General features: G+C 59.5%; 1 protein-coding gene. It reads right to left on the reverse strand.

Annotated features, from left to right (window positions below; all coding sequences use genetic code 11):
• Positions 1–257, reverse strand: a 257-nt coding sequence (locus A5791_RS20370; protein ID WP_067231809.1) for a hypothetical protein, incomplete at its 3' end; no start/stop codon positions are given.
• Positions 258–509: the final 252 nt, after the last annotated feature.

Raw genomic sequence — 509 nt, forward strand, 5'->3', positions numbered from 1 at the left:
GTCCGCACCCGGTTGATGATCCGGTATTCAGTTGCGTGTGGAATGTACGCCGGTGCGTACATCCCACGGCCCAGCCGTCGTACCCGATGCCTGCCGATTTCCCAACGCAACGCGTCTGACACCGCCTTCGAAGGCCTGCCGCGGACGCAAAAGCCGTACCGGTCAAGCGCATCGATTAGTTCGACGATGGTCGCAGGCCCATTCTGCGACAGATACATCGTCAGCACGTAGCGCAGCTCGATTCCTTGAAGTTGCATGCGCGAATCGTTGCACGCCGGTACGACATTGGCTGGCTGAGCGTATGGCGTATCGCGTTCAGTGTGAAACTATGGCGTCCAGTGTGAAACCTGGGCGCTCATACGGCGAAAACCCCGCCCTCACGTCACACCGAAAGCCGTAGATTCACAACCGAATGCCGAAGACCGTCCGCCGAGTTGTCGCGCTGAGGTGGACAAAAAGCTGTGTGTCCCACTTCCGGGGACGGATGTGACGGATGTGACTAGGGCGGC

Source organism: Mycobacterium sp. 852002-51163_SCH5372311 (assembly GCF_001667115.1).
In the GTDB taxonomy this organism is placed as follows: Bacteria; Actinomycetota; Actinomycetes; order Mycobacteriales; family Mycobacteriaceae; genus Mycobacterium.